Genomic DNA, 18,218 nt, shown 5'->3' with positions numbered 1-18,218 from the left:
ACCTGTTTTCCCGATCTTAGGAGGGTTCCACATGTCTTTTCATGAAATTCGTTTCCCGGCCAATCTGAGTTTCGGCTCGGTTGGGGGTCCCGAACGGCGCACCGAGGTGGTGACGCTGGCCAACGGGTTCGAAGAACGCAACAGCCCGTGGGAGCATTCGCGCCGTCGCTATGATGCGGGGATCGGAATGCGGTCTTTGGATGATGTGGAGACTCTTATCGCGTTCTTCGAAGCGCGCCGTGGGCAGTTGCACGCGTTCCGCTGGAAAGACTGGTCAGACTTTAAAAGCAGTCTGCCCTCGGCAGAGCCTGCTTATACGGATCAGATTATCGGTTGGGGTGACGGTACAACCACCGATTTCCAGCTGATTAAGACCTATAGGTCGGGAACCAATACCTATGAGAGGCCAATCCAGAAGCCGCTTGAGGGCACGGTGAAGCTTGGGCTGAAAGGTGACCCTCAGATTGAAGGGACACAGTTTAATGTCGATCTGACAACCGGGCTGATCAGCTTCGTGACAGCTCCGGAAGATGGGGCCGAAGTTACAGCCGGCTACGAATTTGATGTGCCTGTGCGGTTCGACACCGATCGTGTCCACACGTCGGTCGCGTCGTTCCAAGCGGGTGAGGCGCCCAATGTGCCTGTGGTCGAGGTGCGTGTCTGATGGTGGTCTCTACAGAACTTCAGGCGCATCTCAGCGAAGGCGTGACAACAATTGCGCGGTTGTGGAAGGTCACGCGACGCGATGGTGCGGTCTATGGGTTTACCGATCACGATCTGGATATCCAGATGGAGGGTGTGACCTATAAGGCCGACACCGGAATGACGGCTCAGGCGTTAAGCCAATCCACGGGGCTTTCGATAGACAACACCGAAGCGCTGGGTGTTTTGTCCACTGATGCGATCAGTGAAAAAGACATTCGCGCAGGACGCTATGATGGGGCCGATGTCGAAGCCTGGTTGGTGAACTGGAAAGATGTCACGCAACGCTATCTGCGGTTTCGCGGATCAGTGGGTGAGCTGGCGCGTGAGGCGGGCGGTTTCCGGGCAGAGCTGAACGGGTTGAGTGAGGCGATGAATCAGCCTCAGGGGCGGGCGTATCAATCACAGTGTTCCGCCGTGTTGGGAGATGGGATGTGCCGGTTCAATCTAAGTCAGAATGGATACTCGGTTGAGCTGGATCTTATCAGCAACGATGAAGAGACCGTGTTTCGGTTCGGTGACATGTCGCTTTATCCAAAGAATTGGTTTGTACGCGGTCGGTTTGAAGTTTTAACCGGTGAAGCCGAAGGGCTGAGCGGGATCATCAAAAATGACGCCAGGGGTGAAGACGGCGCACGGACCATCGAATTGTGGGAAGCGTTGCGGGCCGTCATGCTGCCCGGCGATCGTGTGCGGTTAGAGGCGGGCTGTGACAAACTTCCCAGAACGTGTCGAAAGAAATTCAGCAACTTCCGGAATTTTCGTGGCTTCCCAGATATCCCCGGTGAGGACTGGCTGATGTCCTATCCCGTACCACATGAACGCAATGATGGTGGCGATGGGCGCGAAACGTTGGACATTCAAGGTTTGATCTTTGGTGACGATGATGACAACCCGTTCAATCCGCTTTCCGGAGCCTGATATGACGCAGGCACGGGATATGATTTTAAGCGAGTTACAGGCGTGGCTTGGAACACCCTATGTACATCAGGCCTCTCAGAAAGGGGCGGGATGTGATTGTCTTGGACTGGTGCGTGGTGTTTGGAGGGCCGTTTTGGGGCATGAGCCTGTGAGCGTGCCGCCGTACACGTCGGATTGGTCCGAAACTGATGGGCAGGAGGCGCTTTGGCAGGCGGCGCAAGCTCATCTGATTTCCAAACCTCTGGATGCAAAGCAACCGGGCGACATTCTGCTGTTTCGGATGCGATCTGACGCGGTGGCAAAACATCTGGGGTTCGTGGCCAGCACTGGGCCAGCCCCTTCCTTTATCCACGCTTATAGCGGTCATGGAGTGGTGGAAAGTTCGCTTTCCACCCCATGGGAACGCCGGATTGTGGCGTGTTTTGAATTTCCTGAAAGGACAAGCTGATGGCGACGATACTTCTTTCTGCGGTAGGTGCTGCGGCTGGGGCCTCGATCGGGGGTGGGATCCTGGGTTTGTCATCCGTGGTAATCGGCAAAGCGATTGGCGCCACGCTTGGGCAGGCCATCGATAATCGTATTCTCGGGCAGGGGTCAGAACCGATTGAAACGGGCCGCGTTGATCGGCTGCGCTTGAGTGGTGCTTCAGAGGGCACAGCAATCCCTATGATTTACGGTCGTGCACGACTGGGTGGTCAGGTGATCTGGTCCACACGTTTCAAGGAAAATGTCACGACGACTGGTGGCGGCGGCGGAGGCAAAGGGCCCCCCAAGCCTCCGGAACCCGAAATCACGACCTATAGCTACTCCATCAGCGTGGCCGTCGCCCTGTGCGAGGGGCAGATCACGCGTCTGGGTCGGATTTGGGCGGACGGAAACCAGATCGCGAAGAAAGATATGAACATTCGGATCTATAAGGGAACCGAAACTCAGCTGCCGGATTCCAAGATAGAAGCGGTGAAGGGCGCGGGGAAAGCCCCGGCCTATCGCGGGATCGCCTATGTGGTGATCGAGGATCTGGATCTGACGCCATTCGGCAATCGTGTGCCGCAGTTCAGCTTCGAAGTATTTCGACCAGAACAGCCATTCCAAGACAAAGAGGTCGCACGTGGCACCCAAGCCGTGGCGCTGATCCCTGGAACGGGTGAATACGCGATGGCGACGTCTGCCGTGCATTATGATGGCGGGCCGGGTGTCAGTGGTGGGTCAAACCAGAACAGCCCATCGGGACTCACGGATATTGTGACATCCTATCGTCAGATGCGCGAGGAACTGCCCAACTGCAAGAATACGGCGCTTGTCGTGTCTTGGTTCGGGGATGATCTGCGCTGTGGATCGTGCCAGATCCGCCCGCGTGTTGAACAAAAGCAGATGGATGGCAAATCCATGCCATGGACGGTCAGCGGCATTTCACGGTCGCAAGCGGGGCTGGTGCCGCGCGATGATGACGACCGCCCAGTTTATGGCGGCACGCCTACGGACCAATCGGTGAAAGAGGCGATTGTTCTTGCTTCACATCTCGATCGAAAAACGACGTTCTATCCCTTCATCTTGATGGAACAGATGGATGGCAACAGCCTGTTTGACCCGTGGTCGGCGCAAATCGGGCAGCCCGAGCTGCCGTGGCGCGGACGGATTACAACCACGCTTGCACCTCATCACCCAGGTTCACCTGATGGTTCGGCCGCGGCGGTCTCGCAAGTTGCGGCGTTCTTCGGGAATGCGCAGCCCAATGACTTTACCGTCACCGCGAAGGGTGTGAATTACACCGGCCCGAACGAGTTCTCGTATCGTCGGTTTATCCTGCACTATGCGCATCTGTGTAAATCGGCGGGGGGTGTTGATGCATTCCTGATCGGATCAGAGCTGCGCAGCTTGACGCAAATCCGAGGACCCGGAAACAGCTTCCCAGTTGTTGATCAGCTGATGCAGCTGGTTGACGACGTAAGGGGTATAATGGGTGCAAGTACCAAGATCTCTTACGCGGCAGACTGGTCCGAATACTTTGGCTATCACCCACAAGATGGTTCTGGGGATGTATTCTTTCACCTCGATCCAATTTGGAGCCATGACGAAGTCGATTTTATCGGCATGGACAACTACATGCCGCTATCCGATTGGCGTGACGGCTTTGACCATGCGGATGCGCACTTCGAAAGCATCTACGACCTTGGCTATCTGCAATCCAACATCGAAGGCGGTGAGGGGTTTGATTGGTACTATAAAAACCCGGACGCCCGAGAGCTGCAAATCCGCACCCCGATCACCGATGGGGCCCATGGCGAGGATTGGATCTATCGCTACAAAGATCTGCGCGGATGGTGGGAAAGCTCGCATCACAACCGTGTGGGGGGTGTTCGGAGTGTAACGCCAACTAATTGGTTGCCTGGATCAAAGCCTTTCTGGTTCACAGAACTGGGATGCGCGGCGATTGATAAGGGCACCAACCAGCCCAACAAGTTCCTTGATCCCAAAAGCTCGGAAAGTTCCAAGCCGCGCTATTCGAACGGGCGGCGTGATGATCTGATGCAAGCGCAATATTTGCGTGCGATTTATGGATATTGGAAGAAAAACGCCAACAACCCGGCGCATTCGGCAACCGGCATCAAGATGCTGGACATGTCACGTGCGCATGTCTGGGCTTGGGATACACGACCGTACCCGCAATTCCCGAACCGCAAGGGGTTGTGGAGCGATGGTGGAAACTATAGCCGGGGACATTGGTTGAACGGGCGGGCGTCTTCACGATCACTGGCATCAGTGGTCAGCGAAATTTGCGAACGGTCCGGTGTGACGCGCTACGACGTGTCCAAACTGCATGGTTTGGTGCGCGGGTACATTGTTGATCAGATCAGCGGAGCGCGCGCAGCGTTGCAACCATTGATGTTGGCCTATGGATTTGAGGTGGCTGAACGTGAAGGCGTTTTGATCTTCTCGTCACGTACTGGGCGACCTGATCAGATCCTTGATCCCGAAAAGATGGCGCTGTCGCCAGATCGCGAGACTACTCTTGAACGCGTTCGTGCGCCCGAGGCTGAAATCGCGGGCCGTGTTCGCCTGAACTATATCGAAAGTGGCGGTGACTATGACATTCGGGCCGTCGAGGCGATTTTCCCGGATGAGACAAGCTATACCGTTTCGACATCGGAAATTCCCTTGGTCCTGACACGCACAGAAGCGCGTGTGATCACCGAGCGTTGGTTGTCTGAAGCACGTGTGGCGAGGGATTCTGCATCCTTTGCTTTACCGCCGTCGGAATTGTCCAAAGGGGCAGGGGACGTTCTGAAGCTGGAGACCGAAGCCGGGACCGAGCATTTCCGCGTCGACCATGTCGAACATGCCGGTGTGCAGAACATCCGCGCTGTACGTGTAGAGCCCGGGTTGTTTCTGCCCTCGGATAGCATCGAGCCCGCCCCAGCGGTGAAGCCGTATGTCCCACCTGCGCCGGTCTTTCCGCTGTTCATGGATCTGCCGCTGCTGACCGGGGACGAGGTGCCGCACGCACCACATGTAGCAATCACGGCTGATCCCTGGCCGGGGAATGTGGCGATCTATCGGTCAGCCAATGACAACGGCTATCGACGCATTGAACGCGTTCTGTCCCGGTCCATTATTGGTGTAACCGAAACGGATTTGTTTGCGTCGCCGTCGGGCCTGTTGGATCAAGGGGCCGCATTACGGGTGAAACTCGCCTCTGCTGCGACGCTATCCTCGGTGTCTGTTGATGACATGTTGAACGGGGCCAATGTTGTCGCCATCGGGGATGGCAGCCCGGACAATTGGGAAATCCTGCAATTTGCCACGGCTGATCTGGTTGGCGAGCAAACCTATGATCTGAGCGTGCGTTTGCGTGGCCAATTGGGCACCGATGCCACCATGCCCAGTATATGGCCTGCGGGAAGTTATCTGGTGGTGCTGGATGGCACCCAAGACCAGATCCCCTTGGCGTCGTCAGCCCGTGGCTTGAACCGCCATTATCGTATCGGCCCTGCGCGTAAGGCCTATACAGATGCGTCCTATCTGCACGAGGTTATGGCCTTTAAGGGAATTGGCCTGCGCCCCTATGCGCCTGTCCACCTGGTCGCTCAAGATCAGGCAGGGGATCATCAGCTCAGCTGGATCAGGCGCACGCGGATTGACGGAGACCCTTGGGGGGATGTCGATGTGCCAATGGGGGAGGTGGACGAACGCTATCGTGTTCGGATCATCGACGGGGGAACCGTAAAGCGCGAGCTTATCGTGACCGCGCCAAACTGGAGCTACGATGCCGCGCTCCGCACTGCTGATCTGGTTACGGGCCCCTACGCCATCGAGGTTGCCCAACTGTCCGAGAAATTTGGGGCGGGTCCTAATGCCCGATTGGAGGTTGATCTGTAAATGCGCCCGGTTCTGCCCGGTGACGCAATTGCCGCGGCCTGCGCACTTTTGGTGCTTGGGCCGCGCAAACGACCTGGCGCGATGCTTTCGATGTTGCATCGCGCCGATGCGGCAGATCGGTATCGCCTTGCGCTGGGCCGGCTGCATCCGCGATGGGGAAATGGAAGTCTTGGATCGGTGGCCATGTCGCTGCCACGTAAACCAGAACCCTTGCATGATGATCCTGACTTTCTGGATTGTTTGCTGACTGTTTACGCCGCACTCAAAGCCCGACACACACGTTTCATCCAGAGGCGCAGCTGACGCATTTCGGGGCGGTGGGATCAAGTTCTAGCCGCCCCAGTGCGATGTTATCGCCGCAATCCTCGCAATACCCGAACTCGTCTTCGTTGATCCGCTCAAGAGCCATCAGAACCCTTTGGCGCTGGGCCATTCTGCGCGCGCCAGTGGCTTTTGCCATCGCTTGATTTTGCAATGCATCCATGCGGGAAAGCCGTCCAACAGCCTGCTGATCCAGCTCAACAATCTTTTGCCCGTCTTGGCCAAGCGCATCTTCCTGATCCAGCTCATCCAGCTTGGCCAATAACAGCGCCTTAAACCGTGTGATCTGGGATTCATTCATCTTTGCAATCTTTCCCATCAGGGGTTTGCGTTTGGAATTCAAATCCTATCTGGTGTAATGTATTCGTTCAACGCGAGGAGCAGACATGGCTGAGAAACGTGCGATTGTGACCAAAATTGATCCTGTCTGGGACCGGATCACCAGCGAGGCCAAGCAAGCCGTGGCGGAAGAGCCGCTGCTGGGTGGTTTAGTTGGGGCGTGTGTGCTTCATCACAAGACGCTTGAGAAAGCCCTGTCTTACCGGTTTGCGGCCAAACTCAGCTCAAATGAGATGAGCATGGTGCTTTTGCGTGAAATTGCTGACGAAGCTTATGACAGTTGCTCTGAGCTGACGGAAGCTGCGCGCGCTGACATTACGGCTGTGCTGGATCGTGATCCGGCCTGCCATCGCATGTTGCAGCCCTTGCTTTACTTCAAGGGCTTTCAAGCGATGCAAGCCTATCGGTTGGCGCATTACCTTTGGAAAGAGGGCCGCAAAGATCTGGCCTATTTCATCCAGATGCGCTGCTCTGAAGTGTATGGCATTGATATCCATCCCGGCGCACGTATTGGCCGTGGCATCATGATCGACCACGCCCATTCGATAGTGATTGGGGAAACGGCTATTGTGGGCGACAATGTCTCGATGCTGCATTCCGTCACCTTGGGCGGTACTGGTAAGGAAGACGAAGATCGTCATCCCAAGATCGGAGACGGTGTTCTGATCGGGGCCGGGGCCAAGGTGCTTGGAAACATCAAAGTCGGAGAATGCTCGCGTATTGCTGCAGGGTCTGTGGTGCTTGAAGAAGTCCCGCGCAACAAAACCGTGGCAGGCGTGCCCGCCCGCGTTGTTGGCGAGGCAGGATGTGACCGCCCTGCAATGAGCATGGATCAGACGCTTATCCAATAACGCCTATTCAATAGTCGGTGTTCCGGCCGGTGGCATGACTGCCATCGGCGGTTTTTCGCAGACTTGAGGTATATCAATGTATTGCCAGATGGATTTGATCTATAGGGGCCATGTGAAAACCTGGGAGACCCCGAAATGAAACAGATCTGGCTTGCCACCGTCGTGGCATTTTCCGCAGTGTTTCTTGTAGCAGTCGCCGGCTAACTGTTGTTTTGAAGACCTGAACCACGGGTCAATTCATCACAGCAGATAAAGGCAGACTAAAGACTGCAAAGACGGTCGGAACACAAAAAGGGCGACGCTTCCAGCGCCGCCCTTTTGTAATTCTGGCTGCTACCCTCAGGCCGAAAGCTGGTCGTAAGCCTCCATAGCGCGTGCGCCATACATATAGCCGGGACCGCCCCCCATCATGATCGCAACAGCGACGGTTTCCGCAACTTCTTCACGGCTGGCGCCAGCTTTGATCGCGGCACGCACGTGGAAGCCGATACAGTCGTTGCACTGCTTTGCAATGCCGATCGCGATGCACTGAAGTTCTTTTTCTTTCACCGACAGTGCACCATCCACCATGGCGGCTTTGTGCATGGCACGAAAGCCATTGGCGCCGTCAGGGTGCACCTCTGCAAAAGATTTGGTGTTCGCTGATGTGTTGTCCAGTAGGGCTTTGAAGTCCATTGAGTATCTCCGAAATTATCTGTTCGGAAAAGCAAATGGCCCAAGGCGTGGAAGGTCGCCTTGAGCCATGTCAATAGATCGCAATTTTAGAATGTGACGTTACGCCAGCATCGCCATCGGGTTCTCAAGATTGTCGACAATCGCGTTCAGCAGGTTCGCACCAACCGCGCCATCAATCACACGGTGATCAACGGACATGGTGACGCTCATCACAGTGGCGACCGTCAGCGCGCCATCTTCGCCGACAACAGGCTTTTTAACACCTGCGCCTACGGCCAGAATTCCGGCGTGGGGCGGGTTTACGATGGCGTCGAAGTTATCGATGCCAAACATGCCCAGGTTTGAGATTGCAAAGCTGCCACCTTGGTATTCGTGCGGTGCAAGCTTGCGCTCACGTGCACGGCCCGCCAGATCTTTCATCTGGATCGACAGGCTGGACAGTGATTTCTGATCAGCATCCTGCAAGACGGGTGTAAACAGCCCGCCTTCGATGGCGACAGCAACTGCGACATCCGACGCTTTCATCTGCAACACACGGTCGCCAGCCCAAACAGCATTGGCTTCGGGCACCTGTTGCAGCGCAAGAGCCACGGCTTTGATGATGAAGTCATTGACCGACAGCTTCACGCCACGCGCTTCCAACTGCTTGTTCAACTGACCGCGGAAAGCCAGAAGCGCATCCAGCTTGATGTCGCGACGCAGATAGAAATGCGGGATGGTCTGCTTGGCTTCCGACAAACGCGCGGCAATGATTTTGCGCATACCGTCAAGCTTGACGTCCTCATACTCGCGGTCCTGATACATCGCAGCCACCATATCGGCCGAGGGGCCGGTGGGCGCCGCTGCAGCGGCAGGTGCGGCTGCCAGAGCCGCAGCAGGAGCCGCCGCAGGGGCAGCTTTCGGAGCAGCGGTTGCACCTTCCACATCAGCTTTCACGATCCGACCTTTCGGACCCGATCCGGTGATTTGTGTCAGGTCCAGACCCTTGTCAGCCGCAATACGTCGCGCCAGAGGAGAGGCGAAAATGCGTGCACCATCAGCCGCTTGCGGGGCAGGGGCTGCAGGAGCGGGCGCTGCTGCAGGTGCTGCTGTCGGGGCCGCAGGGGCGGCCTCAGCTTCGGCAGCTGCAGGTGCTGCGGGTGCGCTGGCGGCAACGTCACCGACCTCTTCACCTTCTTCCACAAGGATGGCGATGGCTGTGTTCACCTTCACCGCTTCAGTGCCTTCTGCGATCAGAATTTTGCCGATGATGCCTTCATCAACAGCCTCAAATTCCATCGTGGCTTTGTCGGTCTCGATTTCGGCCAGAAGATCGCCAGACGCAACCTCGTCACCTTCTTTGACCAACCATTTGGCAAGCGTGCCTTCTTCCATCGTGGGCGACAGGGCGGGCATGAGAATTTCGATAGCCATGTGTCTGTCTCCTTAGCGATACGTTACGGCTTTGGCGGCTTGGATCACCTCGGCGGTGGTCACAAGTGCAAGCTTTTCAAGGTTGGCGGCGTAAGGCATTGGAACGTCCTTGCCGGTCAAGTTGATCACCGGAGCGTCCAGATAGTCGAACGCGCGTTCCATGATCGACGCGGTGATGTGGTTGCCGATTGATGCAACGGGCCAACCTTCTTCAACTGTGATGCAACGGTTTGTTTTCATGACAGAATTGATCACCGTGTCATAATCAAGCGGGCGCAGGGTACGCAGGTCAATCACCTCAGCTGAAATACCGTCTTCAGCCAGCGCGTCGGCAGCTTCAAGCGCGTATTTCATTCCGATGCCAAAGCTGACGATTGTCAGATCGGTGCCTTCGCGCCAGATGCGTGCTTTGCCGAAGGGGACGGTATAGTCATCCATCACAGGCACGTCGAAGCTTTGACCATACAGCAGTTCGTTTTCCAAAAAGACCACTGGGTTTTCGTCACGGATTGCAGATTTCAGCAGGCCTTTTGCATCCGCTGCCGAATACGGCATTGCCACATGCAGTCCGGGGATCTGCGCATACCATGCAGCGTAATCCTGACTGTGCTGCGCCCCAACACGGGCAGCGGCACCATTGGCCCCACGGAACACGATGGGGCAGGACATCTGGCCGCCCGACATATAGCGTGTCTTGGCGGCGGTGTTGATGATGTGATCGATCGCCTGCATGGCGAAGTTGAAGGTCATGAACTCGACAATCGGTTTCAATCCACCCATCGCAGCGCCCGTTGCAAGACCGGTAAAGCCGTGCTCGGTGATTGGCGTGTCGATCACGCGTTTCGCGCCGAACTCTTCCAGCAGACCTTGGCTGATCTTATAGGCGCCTTGGTATTCCGCTACCTCTTCCCCCATCAGGAAGACGGCGTTGTCACCGCGCATTTCCTCGGCCATCGCGTCGCGCAAAGCTTCACGCACTGTGGTCGACCGCATTTCGGTGCCTTCCGGAACTTCGGGATCGGCTGCGATAACAGGTGTGATCGGCTGGGCCGCAACAGGAGCCGCTGCCGCAGGGGTAGGTGCCGCAGGGGCAGGCGTTGCAGCGGGCGCAGGTTCGGCGGCCACGCTTGCGGCAGGCACGGCATCCGCGCTTTCACCGTCTTCAAGCAAAACCGCAATCGGCGTGTTCACTTTCACACCTTCGGTGCCTTCGGCGATCAGAATTTTGCCGATGATGCCTTCATCAACAGCTTCAAATTCCATTGTGGCCTTGTCGGTTTCGATCTCGGCCATAATGTCACCAGAAGCGACCTCATCACCCTCTTTTACAAGCCATTTTGCCAGTGTTCCCTCTTCCATCGTGGGGGACAGGGCGGGCATCAGTACTTCAGTAGCCATGTTGTTCTCTCCTCTGTCCGGGATCAGGCGTAAATATCGGTCCAAAGCTCTTCAAGTGCGGGCTCTGGGCTGGTTTTCGAAAACTCGGCGGCATCATTCACGACCGCTTTGATCTCTTTATCAATGGCCTTCAGGTCATCCTCAGAGGCGTGTTTGCCTTGCAGCAGAAGTTCACGCACATGATCAATGGCGTCACGTTCTTCACGCACCTTCTGGACCTCTTCCCGGGTCCGATACTTGGCCGGATCCGACATCGAATGACCGCGGTAACGGTATGTTTTCATTTCCAGAATGTAAGGACCTTTGCCCGCGCGGCAATGCGCAGTTGCGCGTTCACCTGCGTCTTTCACAGCCAAAACGTCCATGCCATCGACGGCTTCCCCGGGTATGCCAAAGGCCGCGCCTCGGGTATAGATATCTGGGGTTGAGCTGGCACGCTGTAGCGAGGTGCCCATGGCGTATTGGTTGTTCTCGATCACATAGACGACCGGAAGCTCCCAAAGGGATGCCATATTGAAGCTTTCGTAAACTTGGCCCTGGTTGGCTGCACCATCACCGAAATAGGCAAAAGTGACGCCGCCGTTTTCCAGATATTTATCTGCGAAGGCCAGTCCGGTTCCGATGGGCACCTGCGCGCCAACAATGCCGTGGCCGCCATAGAAGTGCTTCTCGGTCGAGAACATGTGCATCGAGCCACCTTTACCGCGCGAATAACCACCTTCGCGGCCTGTCAGCTCGGCCATGACGCCTTTCGGGTCCATACCGCAGGCCAGCATGTGGCCGTGATCGCGATACGAGGTCAGACGTTTGTCGCCTTCCTTTGCGGCGGCTTCCAGCCCAACCACAACGGCCTCTTGTCCGATGTAAAGGTGGCAGAACCCACCAATCAGGCCCATGCCATACAACTGGCCGGCCTTTTCTTCGAATCGACGGATAAGCAGCATTTCGCGATAATGCGCAAGCAGCTCTTCCTTGGATGTGTTTGATTTAGCGGGCTTTTTCTGGGCGCTTTTACGGGCGGCCATATGGCGTCCTCCTCCTGGCGACAGCTGGCATCTGATAATAGTTTAGTGTTAAACTATCTTATACAGCCTTCACCCTTTCGGGTCGACAAAAACTTGACCATCCTTGTGACGGGCAGGGTTGCACGGCACGCAAGGCTGGCATTTACGTTTTAAAATAAGGGTCTAGGGATCAGTAAGGATCAGCGCAGGACAACTTCGTCTGCACGAACGACGCCAAGCACATTGCGTGCTTGTTCGTCCAAAAGGTCCAGATCAAGGAAGTCATCGGACAAGCGTTTGGTCTTATTACGCAGCTGAGCGATCTGAGCCGAGAGCGCATCACGTTCTTTTAAGAACGTTTGCGTCTCGGCCTCGATCTGAACGCGACGGAACAATCCATAGTCGCCCTGCACACTGGCAAACGTGAAGTACAAGCCAAGGCCAACAGCCCCGACAAAGTAGACAACTCCACCAATTCCAGCTTGTGCGCGAGGTGCGCCCATAGGTTTCCCGCCTGTATGTACTGCCTCTTGCCCGCCTCTTAGTTGGGCGGTGCACAAAGACTATGCCATAGGTGATTCGGCTTGTGAATCCCAAAAACGAATCGGTAGCGGTTTTTTTCCGATACGCCGATGACGAAACGGGGCGTCAAAACGAAAACAGCCCACCAACTAGGGCGGGCCGTTTGAAATTGTCTTTTAGTGCCGACGGTTTAACCAGCAATCGACGCTGTGTAGATGCTGTCGATCGTGTCCGCGATAGTGCTGTTGAACGTATCGTCGCTTTGCTGCGCCGAAAGACCTTCGGTCAACGCGCGCGAGAAGCTGGCGATCATGCCCGAGTTTTGTTCTAGGCGGCGGTTGGCTTCTTCGCGCGAATAGCCGCCCGACAGGGCAACAACCGACGCGACGCGCGGGTGATTGACCAGCGCCTGATAGTGGTTTGCAGCTTCTGGCAGGGTCAGTTTCAACATCACGGTCTGGTCGTCCAACAGGGCATCCAGCTGGGTTTTGATCTCGCCCACAAGGATGTCTTCCGCAGCTGCTTTGTCGGCGATCGAGATCGTCACTTCAGGTTCGATGATCGGAACAAGCCCGTGACCAATGATCTGCTTCCCAACTGCAAACTGCTGGGCCACGTTGGCCTTAATGCCGTCTGCATTGGCCGCATTGATCACCGAGCGCATCTTTGTGCCAAAAACACCGGCTTTCACAGCGCGTTCGCACAATGCATCCAGTTCTGGCATCGGCTTCATAAGCTGAACGCCATTTTCTTCGTCAGCCAAACCTTTGTCGACCTTCAAAAACGGCACGACGCCACGTTCTTCCCACATGTAGGTGGCGGTGGGCTTGCCGTCGATTTCACGGTCCATGGTCATCTCAAACAGGATCGCGCCGACAACCTTGTCGCCAGTGAAAGCCGGGGCCTGAGCGATACGCGAGCGCATGGCGTGGATCAGGTCGTACATCTCGGCGTCGCTGGAATAGGCGTCTTCTGTGATGCCATAAAGGCCCAGTGCCTTTGGGGTCGAGCCACCCGACTGGTCCAAAGCTGCGATGAAGCCCTTACCGGCTTTGATCTTTTCCATTTGTGCTTGGTTCGGCATGTCGATCCCACGTTCTGAATAAAGTAAACTGTGCTTGTTCATAGGCGAGGGAGACGGGGCATGCAATTCTGCTGGCGCTAACGGCGGTGCAGGAATTTGGGTGGAGGGCAAGGTTGGATGAAACGGTTAGGGCCTTGCCCTCCGGACGACGGGCGCGGAGGGGATTGGGTTGTCTGAGGGAACCAGACAGAACCGCGCGCGTGCGTTTGGGTGTCTTTATTTGGTCAAGATCAGCTTTCCGGCGCGTGTGATCGTCAGGGTGTAGACCATATCATTCAGCTTGATCCGTGCGGTTTTGCCAAAATCGGTCAATTGCAACGCGTCATGTTCTGGTGGGATCGTGCGCAGTCCATTGTCGAATGCGGTGCTGGAAAGGGGGGCGGTCATGTGCGGTCTCCTTCGATGGCAGCCTCGATCCATGCGGCCAAAGCTTTCAGGCCGGGGATGAAGGGCACAGGGTGGGGAATGTCAGATTGGGCCGTGTTGGACCCGTGGAAAAATTCTTTCATCGTCGCGCTCCTGATATGTGGGGCAGGTGTTCTGCCTCTCAGGTCTCCGGCTGATCGCATTGAAGATGTTGCGCGACTGGCTGATAGGTATAACCTACTAAAATACTCAGAAAATAGTCAAGTGGTAACCCGCAAAGAAAAACGCCCTGCAAATCTCCTTGCAGGGCGTTGATAGTATTGAGTATTTCTGGTGCGCTTTAGCTAAGAGCCGCAACGCCCGGCAAAGTTTTGCCTTCCATCCATTCCAAGAAAGCCCCGCCTGCGGTCGAGATATAGGTGAAGCGTTCGGCCGCACCGGCTTTGTTCAGGGCGGCGACGGTATCCCCACCACCTGCGACAGAAACCAGATTGCCTGCCTCTGACAGCTCGGCCGCTTTCAGCGCGGCGGCGTTGGTTGCGGTGTCAAATGGCTCGATCTCAAACGCGCCAAGGGGGCCGTTCCAGATAAGCGTTTTTGAGTTCTCAAACGTCTCCACAATGCGGGCCACACTGTCGGGCCCGGCATCCAGGATCATCGCATCTTCGGGGCACGCATTCGCCGCAACGGTTTCGTTCGCCGCATTTGCAGCAAATTCACGCGCGACAACGACATCGGTAGGCAGAATGACTTCGCACCCTGCAGACTTTGCCTTGGCCAAAATCTCGGATGCCGTATCGGTCATTTCGTGTTCGGCAAGTGATTTGCCGACATTGATGCCCTGCGCGGCAAGGAAAGTATTTGCCATGCCCCCACCAATGACCAAATAGTTAACTTTTTCGACAAGGTTCCCCAACAAGTCCAATTTGGTCGAGACCTTGGCCCCCCCCACAACAGCCACCACGGGGCGTTCGGGTTCACCTAACGCGGCCTCAAGCGCGGACAGTTCTGCTTGCATCAAGCGCCCTGCGCAGGACGGCAACAGGCGTGCAATCCCTTCGGTTGATCCATGCGCGCGGTGGGCTGCCGAAAAAGCATCGTTGCAATAGACATTTCCCAAAGCCGCCAAGGCCGCAGCAAACGCCCCATCATTTTTAGGCTCTTCAGCGTGGAACCGGGTGTTTTCCAGCAGCAAAATCTCGCCTGCCTCAAGCGCTGCAACGGCTTGCTTGGCTGGACCGCCAATGCAGTCTTCGGCAAACTTCACCGGCATTCCAAGTGCGGCTTCAAGGGCAGGGCGCACAATGGACAGGCTCATCTCAGGCACGCGCTGTCCCTTGGGGCGGCCAAAATGCGCCAGCAAGACGGGTTTACCGCCAGCCGCCAAGATGTCGCGGATTGTGGGCAGGATACGCTGGATGCGGGTGTCGTCAGTGACCACGCCGTCCTTCACAGGCACGTTGATATCTACGCGGGTCAGAACGGTTTTGCCGTTCAGTTCCATCTCGTCGAGTGTCTTCCAGGCCATTGGTCCCTCCATCAAGTGTTGGGGGTGTTGCACACCAAAAGTGCGCGCTGGTCAACAGGTGCGGGTGAAAATGAACAGACTGGCCCTTTCATCTTTGGGCATGCGCGCATAGTTTGGCGGCAACAAAGACACTCCAAGTTTAAAGGAGGCCCAGATGGCCGAATATAAAGATCCCGAAAACACCATCCTGATGGAACTCAAAAACGGCACCGTCGTCATCGAGTTGATGGCTGATGTGGCACCGAAACATGCTGAGCGCATGAAAGAGCTGGCACGTTCAGGCGAATACGACGGCGTTGTGTTCCACCGCGTGATTGATGGGTTCATGGCCCAAACCGGCGATGTGGCCAATGGCAAAGACCCGATGAGCCTGCGTCGCGCCGGCACCGGTGGCTCGTCCTTGCCGGATCTGCCTGCTGAGTTTTCAAAACTGCCCCACGATCGCGGCACTTTGGGTGCAGCACGCTCGCAGAACCCGAACTCGGCCAACAGCCAGTTTTTCATTAACTTCAGCGACAACCACTTCCTGAACGGTCAATACACTGTCTATGGCCGTGTGACTTCGGGCATGGAGCATGTCGACGCAATCACCCGTGGCGAGCCGCCAGCAGAGCCGGATCTTATGGTGTCGGTCAAGGTGGCTGCAGATGTCTGACGGCAACTACACTCCTCGGGACCGGCGCACATTCATTGTGGCGTTTCTGGCTGGGGTGGCTTTGGTTGTGGGCTATGCGATCTATGCGCTTTGGCCCGCTTCGCCACCCGAAATGGATCAAGCCGTTGTTGGGGATGCGCCCAAGGTTGAAATCACGGTCGCTGGCGTTGCCAATGGCGTGGTTGAGATCACATTGCGTCCCGATCTGGCCCCCAAACATGTCGAACGGATCGTCACGTTGGCCAAAGAAGGCACTTATGACAACGTGGTGTTCCACCGTGTCATCGACGGCTTCATGGCCCAAACCGGTGATGTCGAATTTGGCAAGGCTGACGGGAACGGAGGCCGCGCAGGTCAGGGCGGGTCGTCCTATCCCGACCTACCGGCCGAGTTCAGTGATGAGCCCTATGTGGCTGGCACGGTTGGCATGGCGCGTTCGCAAAGCCCAAACTCGGCCAACAGCCAGTTCTTCATCATGTTCGCACCGGGCGATTTCCTGAACGGGAAGTACACGGTGGTCGGACAGGTGACGAATGGCTTTGACGTGGTTCAGGCCATCAAACTTGGTGAAGGCCCGAACGGAGCCATGATTGGCACACCCGACGTCATGACCTCGATGCGCGTGGTCGAATAGGCCCCGCGCACGATTGCTCAAACCCCCGTGAGGGGGGCTATGGGGCCGCTTCTTTCTCTGTCAGGGTAAGTCCAACAGATGAAAAAGGAGCGGCCCCATGCGTATTTTGATGACACTGATCGCGATCGGGGTCGGGCTGTGGGTGCAGGACGTCCGAGCCAATCCGGCAAACTGGGAACGTGAATTCCCGAAAACTGATTTCTCACGATCCGATGTGGGGGACTGGAACGAAATCTTGTCCGGTGGCCCTGGTCGTGATGGTATTCCAGCGCTCAGCGCCCCGGCGTTTCGCAAAGTCGGCAGTGAAACACGAATTGGCCCACGTGAACCCGTCCTGACTGTCGAAATCGCAGGCGCAACCCCGCGTGCATATCCCCTGCGCTATCTGACATGGCATGAGATCGTGAACGACACGGTCGGTGGCGTGCCGGTCGCGGTGACCTTCTGCCCCTTGTGTAATTCTGGCATGGTGTTTGACCGCCGCGTTGGTGGGACTGAGCTGACATTCGGTGTTTCAGGCAAGCTGCGCAACTCGGACATGGTGATGTATGACCACCAAACCGAAAGCTGGTGGCAACAAGCCTTGGGGCAGGGGATTGTCGGGGCACATACGGGCACGCAGTTGAAGCAACTTCCGGCCTGGATGGAAAGCTGGTCCGAGTTCGCCAGCCGCAATCCAGACGGGCTGGTCATGGATCAACCCGATGCCCGCCGCCCTTATGGCCGCAACCCTTATGCGCGCTACGACAGCCGCGATCGCCCTTATGATTTCTTCACCGGGGAACAGCCACCACACGGCGTGCCAGCCTTGGCCCGCGTGGTCCGCGTTGGGGAACGCGCTTGGCCGGTGGAACGTTTGTCGAATGAAGGCGAGATTACTGAGGCCGGCGTGACGATCAGCTGGGCTGCCGGGCAGGCCTCAGCCCTAGATGCATCGCAAATCGCGAAAGGCCGGGATGTCGGCACCATTCGCGTACGTGACGCAAAGGGCAGGGATGTCCCGCACGATGTGCTGTTCGCCTTTGCGTTCCACGCGTTCTGGCCAAAGGGGAAGTGGATGCTGGGGCGCTAATGCCTAGTCTCCATGTAGCTGAAGCGTGATGGAGTGCCAAACCCAAGTGAAATGTGGAATGTAGTACTTAAAGCCTGTTGCGCTTACATTTAGCGAGACCTGAATGTCATTTTTGTTTTGGCGAACCTGAACTGAGGTGATGTCATCACGATGGATGACAATCCCCGCTGGCAACACACGAATGTCGTTTGGGCCTACTTGGATAAATTGGACCTTCTTGCCGCATAGCCAGACGGAATAAGTCCAAAGCCCGACGGCTACAGTCATGAGGAGAAGCTTCAGGTATTCAGGATCATTTCCCAGATACATGCTCAAAAAGACGACAGGAATGAGCGGAATAACTACTGCGACCAACC

Annotated in this window: 20 protein-coding genes; 9 read left to right on the top strand and 11 right to left on the bottom strand. The window is 56.4% G+C overall.

What is annotated here, in order from left to right; all coding sequences use genetic code 11:
- Window positions 1–31 precede the first annotated feature (31 nt).
- The 5 genes from AC0L6A_RS10740 to AC0L6A_RS10720 are packed head-to-tail and all read left to right on the top strand — an operon-like array spanning window position 32 to window position 6,303.
- Entirely contained in the window at window positions 32–664 is a 633-nt protein-coding gene (locus AC0L6A_RS10740; protein WP_473289951.1) for a phage distal tail protein, Rcc01695 family, read from the top strand.
- Window positions 664–1,623: a DUF2163 domain-containing protein gene (locus tag AC0L6A_RS10735; protein ID WP_473289950.1), complete on the top strand. Its 960-nt coding sequence runs from the start codon at window positions 664–666 to the stop codon at window positions 1,621–1,623. The genes AC0L6A_RS10740 and AC0L6A_RS10735 overlap by 1 nt, the downstream gene beginning before the upstream one ends.
- A 1-nt stretch (window position 1,624) precedes the next feature.
- Complete coding sequence (locus AC0L6A_RS10730; protein WP_473289948.1) at window positions 1,625–2,071, top strand: NlpC/P60 family protein; 447 nt, start codon at window positions 1,625–1,627, stop codon at window positions 2,069–2,071.
- Complete coding sequence (locus AC0L6A_RS10725) at window positions 2,071–6,000, top strand: baseplate multidomain protein megatron (protein ID WP_473289946.1); 3,930 nt, start codon at window positions 2,071–2,073, stop codon at window positions 5,998–6,000. The genes AC0L6A_RS10730 and AC0L6A_RS10725 overlap by 1 nt, the downstream gene beginning before the upstream one ends.
- Window positions 6,001–6,303 carry a DUF7742 family protein gene (locus AC0L6A_RS10720; RefSeq protein ID WP_473289944.1) on the top strand — a complete coding sequence of 101 codons (303 nt, stop codon included), beginning with the start codon at window positions 6,001–6,003 and terminating at the stop codon, window positions 6,301–6,303. It begins immediately after the preceding gene.
- Here AC0L6A_RS10720 and AC0L6A_RS10715 read toward each other — a convergent pair.
- Window positions 6,284–6,640 (bottom strand): TraR/DksA family transcriptional regulator, encoded by a 357-nt coding sequence (locus AC0L6A_RS10715; protein ID WP_473289942.1) that lies wholly within the window; start codon window positions 6,638–6,640, stop codon window positions 6,284–6,286. The genes AC0L6A_RS10720 and AC0L6A_RS10715 overlap by 20 nt on opposite strands.
- A gap of 67 nt (window positions 6,641–6,707) precedes the next feature.
- On the opposite strand from AC0L6A_RS10715, the gene cysE reads away from it, so the two are divergent.
- On the top strand, window positions 6,708–7,511 hold the full coding sequence (cysE, locus tag AC0L6A_RS10710; RefSeq protein ID WP_246928693.1) for a serine O-acetyltransferase: 804 nt from the start codon (window positions 6,708–6,710) through the stop codon (window positions 7,509–7,511).
- A gap of 339 nt (window positions 7,512–7,850) precedes the next feature.
- On the opposite strand, the gene AC0L6A_RS10705 is transcribed toward cysE, so the two are convergent.
- From AC0L6A_RS10705 to AC0L6A_RS10665, 9 genes are all read right to left on the bottom strand, one after another.
- The gene (locus AC0L6A_RS10705; RefSeq protein WP_246928692.1) at window positions 7,851–8,186 is read right to left on the bottom strand and encodes a carboxymuconolactone decarboxylase family protein; all 336 of its coding nucleotides are present in this window, start codon (window positions 8,184–8,186) and stop codon (window positions 7,851–7,853) included.
- A gap of 99 nt (window positions 8,187–8,285) precedes the next feature.
- On the bottom strand, window positions 8,286–9,599 hold the full coding sequence (locus AC0L6A_RS10700; protein ID WP_473289939.1) for a pyruvate dehydrogenase complex dihydrolipoamide acetyltransferase: 1,314 nt from the start codon (window positions 9,597–9,599) through the stop codon (window positions 8,286–8,288).
- 12 nt (window positions 9,600–9,611) lie between these two features.
- A complete protein-coding gene (locus tag AC0L6A_RS10695) occupies window positions 9,612–10,997 on the bottom strand; it encodes a pyruvate dehydrogenase complex E1 component subunit beta (protein ID WP_473289938.1) in 1,386 nt (461 codons plus the stop codon).
- 23 nt (window positions 10,998–11,020) lie between these two features.
- A complete protein-coding gene (pdhA, locus tag AC0L6A_RS10690; RefSeq protein WP_473289937.1) occupies window positions 11,021–12,022 on the bottom strand; it encodes a pyruvate dehydrogenase (acetyl-transferring) E1 component subunit alpha in 1,002 nt (333 codons plus the stop codon).
- A 179-nt stretch (window positions 12,023–12,201) separates the two neighbouring features.
- A complete protein-coding gene (locus AC0L6A_RS10685; protein WP_473289935.1) occupies window positions 12,202–12,504 on the bottom strand; it encodes an FtsB family cell division protein in 303 nt (100 codons plus the stop codon).
- A 209-nt stretch (window positions 12,505–12,713) separates the two neighbouring features.
- Window positions 12,714–13,607, bottom strand: coding sequence for a fructose bisphosphate aldolase (locus AC0L6A_RS10680; protein WP_473293466.1), 894 nt, complete (start codon window positions 13,605–13,607; stop codon window positions 12,714–12,716).
- A 216-nt stretch (window positions 13,608–13,823) separates the two neighbouring features.
- Complete coding sequence (hemP, locus tag AC0L6A_RS10675) at window positions 13,824–13,994, bottom strand: hemin uptake protein HemP (RefSeq protein WP_473289933.1); 171 nt, start codon at window positions 13,992–13,994, stop codon at window positions 13,824–13,826.
- Window positions 13,991–14,116, bottom strand: a complete 126-nt coding sequence (locus AC0L6A_RS10670) for a hypothetical protein (RefSeq protein WP_473289931.1) — start codon at window positions 14,114–14,116, stop codon at window positions 13,991–13,993. The genes hemP and AC0L6A_RS10670 overlap by 4 nt, the downstream gene beginning before the upstream one ends.
- Window positions 14,117–14,313: 197 nt before the next feature.
- Window positions 14,314–15,501: a phosphoglycerate kinase gene (locus AC0L6A_RS10665; RefSeq protein WP_473289929.1), complete on the bottom strand. Its 1,188-nt coding sequence runs from the start codon at window positions 15,499–15,501 to the stop codon at window positions 14,314–14,316.
- 154 nt (window positions 15,502–15,655) lie between these two features.
- Here AC0L6A_RS10665 and AC0L6A_RS10660 point away from each other — a divergent pair, with 154 nt between their 5' ends.
- The 3 genes from AC0L6A_RS10660 to AC0L6A_RS10650 all read left to right on the top strand — a co-directional run bounded on the left by AC0L6A_RS10660 (window position 15,656) and on the right by AC0L6A_RS10650 (window position 17,862).
- Entirely contained in the window at window positions 15,656–16,156 is a 501-nt protein-coding gene (locus AC0L6A_RS10660; RefSeq protein ID WP_473289927.1) for a peptidylprolyl isomerase, read from the top strand.
- A 112-nt stretch (window positions 16,157–16,268) separates the two neighbouring features.
- A complete protein-coding gene (locus tag AC0L6A_RS10655; RefSeq protein WP_473293464.1) occupies window positions 16,269–16,790 on the top strand; it encodes a peptidylprolyl isomerase in 522 nt (173 codons plus the stop codon).
- A gap of 97 nt (window positions 16,791–16,887) precedes the next feature.
- Window positions 16,888–17,862 carry a DUF3179 domain-containing protein gene (locus AC0L6A_RS10650; protein ID WP_473289925.1) on the top strand — a complete coding sequence of 325 codons (975 nt, stop codon included), beginning with the start codon at window positions 16,888–16,890 and terminating at the stop codon, window positions 17,860–17,862.
- A gap of 3 nt (window positions 17,863–17,865) precedes the next feature.
- Here AC0L6A_RS10650 and AC0L6A_RS10645 read toward each other — a convergent pair whose 3' ends face one another.
- The gene (locus AC0L6A_RS10645; protein WP_473289923.1) at window positions 17,866–18,129 is read right to left on the bottom strand and encodes a hypothetical protein; all 264 of its coding nucleotides are present in this window, start codon (window positions 18,127–18,129) and stop codon (window positions 17,866–17,868) included.
- Between the last annotated feature and the right edge of the window lie 89 nt (window positions 18,130–18,218).

This window comes from Aliiroseovarius sp. D2-2, assembly GCF_055809455.1.
Note: the sequence above shows the minus strand (reverse complement) of the source record. Positions and strands in the feature narration are given on the sequence as shown.

What these genes read in the sequence shown, in the direction of transcription:
- AC0L6A_RS10740 (WP_473289951.1), top strand. Translation starts at nt 32, where the DNA reads ATGTCTTTTCATGAAATTCGTTTCCCGGCCAATCTGAGTTTCGGCTCG.
- AC0L6A_RS10735 (WP_473289950.1), top strand. Translation starts at nt 664, where the DNA reads ATGGTGGTCTCTACAGAACTTCAGGCGCATCTCAGCGAAGGCGTGACA.
- AC0L6A_RS10730 (WP_473289948.1), top strand. Translation starts at nt 1,625, where the DNA reads ATGACGCAGGCACGGGATATGATTTTAAGCGAGTTACAGGCGTGGCTT.
- AC0L6A_RS10725 (WP_473289946.1), top strand. Translation starts at nt 2,071, where the DNA reads ATGGCGACGATACTTCTTTCTGCGGTAGGTGCTGCGGCTGGGGCCTCG.
- AC0L6A_RS10720 (WP_473289944.1), top strand. Translation starts at nt 6,001, where the DNA reads ATGCGCCCGGTTCTGCCCGGTGACGCAATTGCCGCGGCCTGCGCACTT.
- AC0L6A_RS10715 (WP_473289942.1), bottom strand. Translation starts at nt 6,640, where the DNA reads ATGGGAAAGATTGCAAAGATGAATGAATCCCAGATCACACGGTTTAAG.
- cysE (WP_246928693.1), top strand. Translation starts at nt 6,708, where the DNA reads ATGGCTGAGAAACGTGCGATTGTGACCAAAATTGATCCTGTCTGGGAC.
- AC0L6A_RS10705 (WP_246928692.1), bottom strand. Translation starts at nt 8,186, where the DNA reads ATGGACTTCAAAGCCCTACTGGACAACACATCAGCGAACACCAAATCT.
- AC0L6A_RS10700 (WP_473289939.1), bottom strand. Translation starts at nt 9,599, where the DNA reads ATGGCTATCGAAATTCTCATGCCCGCCCTGTCGCCCACGATGGAAGAA.
- AC0L6A_RS10695 (WP_473289938.1), bottom strand. Translation starts at nt 10,997, where the DNA reads ATGGCTACTGAAGTACTGATGCCCGCCCTGTCCCCCACGATGGAAGAG.
- pdhA (WP_473289937.1), bottom strand. Translation starts at nt 12,022, where the DNA reads ATGGCCGCCCGTAAAAGCGCCCAGAAAAAGCCCGCTAAATCAAACACA.
- AC0L6A_RS10685 (WP_473289935.1), bottom strand. Translation starts at nt 12,504, where the DNA reads ATGGGCGCACCTCGCGCACAAGCTGGAATTGGTGGAGTTGTCTACTTT.
- AC0L6A_RS10680 (WP_473293466.1), bottom strand. Translation starts at nt 13,607, where the DNA reads ATGCCGAACCAAGCACAAATGGAAAAGATCAAAGCCGGTAAGGGCTTC.
- hemP (WP_473289933.1), bottom strand. Translation starts at nt 13,994, where the DNA reads ATGACCGCCCCCCTTTCCAGCACCGCATTCGACAATGGACTGCGCACG.
- AC0L6A_RS10670 (WP_473289931.1), bottom strand. Translation starts at nt 14,116, where the DNA reads ATGAAAGAATTTTTCCACGGGTCCAACACGGCCCAATCTGACATTCCC.
- AC0L6A_RS10665 (WP_473289929.1), bottom strand. Translation starts at nt 15,501, where the DNA reads ATGGCCTGGAAGACACTCGACGAGATGGAACTGAACGGCAAAACCGTT.
- AC0L6A_RS10660 (WP_473289927.1), top strand. Translation starts at nt 15,656, where the DNA reads ATGGCCGAATATAAAGATCCCGAAAACACCATCCTGATGGAACTCAAA.
- AC0L6A_RS10655 (WP_473293464.1), top strand. Translation starts at nt 16,269, where the DNA reads ATGGATCAAGCCGTTGTTGGGGATGCGCCCAAGGTTGAAATCACGGTC.
- AC0L6A_RS10650 (WP_473289925.1), top strand. Translation starts at nt 16,888, where the DNA reads ATGCGTATTTTGATGACACTGATCGCGATCGGGGTCGGGCTGTGGGTG.
- AC0L6A_RS10645 (WP_473289923.1), bottom strand. Translation starts at nt 18,129, where the DNA reads ATGACTGTAGCCGTCGGGCTTTGGACTTATTCCGTCTGGCTATGCGGC.